Origin of the sequence: Pseudoalteromonas prydzensis, from assembly GCF_011050055.1 — a bacterium.
Taxonomy (GTDB): Bacteria; Pseudomonadota; Gammaproteobacteria; order Enterobacterales; family Alteromonadaceae; genus Pseudoalteromonas; species Pseudoalteromonas prydzensis_A.
In genome coordinates, this window is sequence record NZ_DRGM01000029.1 from 1 (window position 1) to 4517 (window position 4517).

The window sequence follows — 4517 nt, forward strand, 5'->3', positions numbered from 1 at the left end:
ACTGCGTACGCCGTACCGTATTGATATTATGCAGCCACAGTACTACACCATAAATTCGATTCATGATCTGTTTGATATATCGCAAATGGATATTATGACTTTGGTTGAACGAGCTAAAGAGCTTGGCTTGCACGACCCAAAATTTCCACCAAAAGAAAAATTAGCCAGTTAAACATTAATGCTAAAAAAGCTAAAAGTAAGGATTTAGAATGTCTTCATTAAGTGCACAAAAATGCGAAGCCTGTCACGTAGATGCGCCAAAAGTATCTGACGAAGAGTTAGCACAATTAATTACTAAAATCCCAGACTGGGTACCAGAAGTACGCGACGGCATTATGCAGCTTGAGCGTGTTTATAAATTTAAAAACTTTAAGCAAGCTATCGCGTTTACTAACAAAGTAGGCGACATGGCAGAAGACGAAGGCCATCACCCAGGTTTATTAACCGAGTGGGGCAAAGTAACGGTTACATGGTGGAGCCATTCAATTAAAGGCCTACATAAAAACGATTTTATTTGCGCAGCTAAAACAGACGACGTATTTAACGCGCTGTAGTTAAAAATTAATTGAGCGAACTAAAAAGGCACTTTTCAGTGCCTTTTTTATTGCAATAATTGTGTATTAAATACGATGCTTATTTAAGGTTTATCGCTATTTAACATGTCATCGTGTTCGGCCATATCCCAAGGTAGTTCACCTGGGCTGTTACCTAAAAAGTGTAAGTAATTCTCAAATTGATCAAGAATATCCTTCACAATATCATCTTCACTGTAACCATACACATCGTAAGATTGCCCACCACGGCGTAAGAAAACATCAGCCTTGTAATACATTTCGATGTTATCAATCTCAGGTTTCAGCTCAGGATAGGCAAAGCTTGGCATAGGGTGTTCGGTTAGACGAATGTCATACACAAAATCAACATGCTCATGGCGTAGCACAGTTAAATGAGCACGGCCTAAGTCGGTATCAAAATCAACCTCTGCATGCCATTGTCGCGCTTTTAATTCAGCCTGAACGGCTTGCATTGCTTGTACTACCACACTACTAATGAAGGTGTGTACTTTTTCTTTATTGGGGTAATTAACCATGGCGGCTAAACGGCGCTTCCAATGAGATAAGTTAATATTACGGCCATTAAGCGCATGTGCTTGTAAACTAGTATCGCGATGGCCTTCAATGGTGAGTGCTCGCCAAAGCCCAGCGGTTGCAATAAGCATAATAATCGCAAAGGGTAAGGCACTGGCTATAGTCATAGTTTGTAGCGCACTTAACCCACCTGCCACTAATAAAACAGCAGCCACCGCGCCCTCTAGCACAGCCCAAAACACGCGTTGCCATGCGGGTGTATTAATATTACCTCCAGAGGCGAGAGAATCAATAACTAATGATCCGGAGTCAGACGAAGTAACAAAAAAGGTAATGATTAGAATAACGGTAAGTAGCGAAATAATAAATGATAACGGTAACACCTCAAATAACTGAAACAATGCAACAGCTTGGTTTGCTTGAACATCAGTAATTAAAGTATTGAACCCTTCATTCATTATTAGATTTAACGCGGTATCACCAAACACAGAAAACCATAAAAAGGTAAAAATAGTCGGGACTAGCATCACGCCAACAACAAATTGCCTGATGGTTCTGCCGCGGCTAATTTTAGCGATAAACATGCCAACAAAGGGTGCCCAAGCAATAGTCCAGCCAAATATAAATAGGGTCCAGTTACCAATCCAATCACTACGGCTATACGCCTGTAAATTAAAAGTACGCTCAACAATACCGCTAAGGTAGCTGCCGGTATTTTGTAAAAACGATTCAAGAATATGAATAGTAGGGCCAATAAAAAATACAAAGGCCATTAACGACACTGCAAGAGTCATGTTTACAATAGATAAGCGCTTTACACCTTTATCCATCCCAGCCACTACTGAGAGAGTAGCTGCTGCGGTAATAATGGCAATAGCAGTAATTTGTACTGTGGTATTAATAGGGATACTTGGCCACAAATAATGCAGCCCAGCATTAATTTGGGTAACGGAAAGTCCTAACGTTGTGGCAATGCCAAATAACGTGCCTAATATGGCAAACACATCAACAGTGTGACCAATAGGACCATATATTTTATCACCAATAAGTGGATACAACGCTGAGCGAATCGACAGTGGGAGGCCATGACGAAATGCAAAATACGCAAGGACTAAACCGACAATCCCATAGATTGCCCATATGTGAAAACCCCAATGAAAAAATGCAATTTGCATAGCTTGCTTGGCAGCGTCGACGGTTTCTGCTGCGCCTGCGGGCGGAGATGCATAATGGAGCACGGGCTCTGCTACACCAAAATAAAGTAATGCGACTCCGTAACCGGCCGAAAATAGCATAGCAAACCATTCAGCGAAACTGTATTGCGGCTGCGCATGATCAGGGCCCAGCTTGATATTTCCCCAGCTGGAGGCTGCTACACAAACAATGAAAACTAAGAAAATAGCGACTGATAACATATAAAACCAACCAAAGGTTTCTGTTATCCACTTGAGGGTAACGCTGAATACTTGCCCTGCGAGTTCAGGGTTGCTAATTGTACCAATTACCAAGAGCAGAATAATAAACACTGCAGGTAAAAATACCGGTAGCAAAATAGTTGAGCGTAAAGCAGTTTTTGTCATATTAATCCTTAATATTAATTGCTAACTTTCAATTATGCTTTACTACCTTATTATATCTTGGGTGTGTTGGCTAATTCAGTCTCTTGTTTAAGATTATCAAATTTTATTGTTGCCACTTATCAAGGTTAAACTAAAGATTAACATTACTTGGGATTTTAAATATGGAATATGTTTATCATTACACTTCTGCAGATGGTTTAAAGGGAATTTTAGAGAGCAAAAGTTTATGGGCTACTAACGCAGAGTATCTAAATGATTTTAGAGAAATAAAGCAAGGTATTGATAGAATAAAATCACTCAGAGGGAGTTTGTCTGAGTTTTCACAAATCAAACTCGAAGAAATTTATGCCAAGCATAAAAATATGCCTTTAGAGATTATCCAAGAAGCAATGCAAAATAAAAAAGTGCATCTCGCAAATCATTTTTTAAAGTTTCTGTGGGATATAATTGATAATAATAGCATTGATGAAATTTACACGACTTCATTTACAACTAAGCATGATAGTTTAAATCATTGGCTTACCTACGGGTCAGAGCAAACCTCATACTGTATAAAGTTTAACAAAGAAAAGCTATTTGATGATATGTATTTCAGACAACGAAAATTTTTGAGTGGCTATGATAATGTTGACTACGAACCGGCTACGAATATTTTTCACTCTTTGCTCGAGGAACATTACCTTCCAGAGGTTTTAGGTTACATCTTAAATTCAAATTTAGATTTAGATTTAGATTTAGATAAGAAAGAACTTGATAAAAAATGTGCTATAGCTGCAATTGAAATTTTTAATGAAGTTATTTTTAAGATTGCCAGTATTAAAGATAGAGCATTTAAGTATGAGGAAGAGTATCGTTTTACCCTATTTCATCCTGGTTCGGTAATGCTAAATGACAATGACCAAATTGATTACTTTGATTTCATAGATTCTTCTGATATCGACTTTTTAGAGCAAGGAGAGCAAGGAGAGCAAGGAGAGCAAGGAGATAAAGATGGAAAGCACTTTCCTTTATGCTATCGCACTCTTAAATCTGGCATTATAGCCCCATATAGAGCGATACCTTTTCCTAAAAATTCAATTGAAGAAATTATAATAGGACCATCAGAAAATAATGAGTTGGCTGTTAAAGGCTTAAAGTCCCTTTTGAGTTCATTAAATTTTGATGTAGAAGTGTCTAGTACTAAAACTTCATTTAGAAGAATTTAAAAAAGCTCCAAACCAAAGGGCTTAGAGCTTTTTATATACAATTAAAGTTTAGCTAAAACACTTAACTTCAACGTATCGTTGGGTTTCGTTTCACTCAACCCAATCGACTATTACTCATCAATTGAGCGTAGTAGGGCGTTTATACCTACTTTTTCACGTGTTTGCTTATCTACTTTTTTTACGATGATTGCAGCGTATAGGCTGTGAGTACCATCTTTTGACGGTAGTGCGCCTGGTACAACTACTGCGCCTGCTGGTACGCGGCCGTAGTGAATTTCGCCAGTTTCGCGGTCATAAATACGGGTGCTTTGGCTGATGTAAACGCCCATTGAAATTACTGCGCCTTCTTCAACAATTACGCCTTCCACAATTTCAGAACGAGCGCCAATAAAGCAGTTGTCTTCAATGATGGTTGGGTTAGCTTGTAGAGGCTCTAAAACACCGCCTATGCCAACGCCACCTGATAAATGTACGTTCTTACCAATTTGTGCACACGAGCCTACAGTCGCCCATGTATCAACCATGGTGCCATCGTCAACGTATGCGCCAATATTTACATAAGATGGCATAAGCGGTGTTTTAGAGCCTCTACAAGCTAACCCAACCATCATTGAAGACAACTGCTTTATTGGCGCTCGTTCTGA

4 protein-coding genes and 1 pseudogene are annotated in these 4517 nt (G+C 39.0%); 3 read left to right on the forward strand and 2 right to left on the reverse strand.

Features of this window, described 5'->3' with window-relative positions; all coding sequences use genetic code 11:
- Nucleotides 1–172: pseudogene (gene phhA, locus ENH88_RS02370) on the forward strand (phenylalanine 4-monooxygenase); the annotation flags it as partial.
- A 37-nt stretch (nucleotides 173–209) separates the two neighbouring features.
- Nucleotides 210–554 (forward strand): 4a-hydroxytetrahydrobiopterin dehydratase, encoded by a 345-nt coding sequence (locus ENH88_RS02375; protein WP_002958326.1) that lies wholly within the window; start codon nucleotides 210–212, stop codon nucleotides 552–554.
- An 83-nt stretch (nucleotides 555–637) separates the two neighbouring features.
- Here the strand turns inward: ENH88_RS02375 and ENH88_RS02380 are convergent, their stop codons facing one another.
- Entirely contained in the window at nucleotides 638–2668 is a 2031-nt protein-coding gene (locus ENH88_RS02380) for a BCCT family transporter (RefSeq protein ID WP_304179048.1), read from the reverse strand.
- A 161-nt stretch (nucleotides 2669–2829) separates the two neighbouring features.
- On the opposite strand from ENH88_RS02380, the gene ENH88_RS02385 reads away from it, so the two are divergent.
- Nucleotides 2830–3873, forward strand: coding sequence for a DUF2971 domain-containing protein (locus ENH88_RS02385; RefSeq protein ID WP_304179050.1), 1044 nt, complete (start codon nucleotides 2830–2832; stop codon nucleotides 3871–3873).
- A gap of 110 nt (nucleotides 3874–3983) precedes the next feature.
- Here the strand turns inward: ENH88_RS02385 and ENH88_RS02390 are convergent.
- Nucleotides 3984–4517: 2,3,4,5-tetrahydropyridine-2,6-dicarboxylate N-succinyltransferase (locus ENH88_RS02390; protein WP_349768642.1), on the reverse strand; the 534-nt coding region annotated here is incomplete at its 5' end.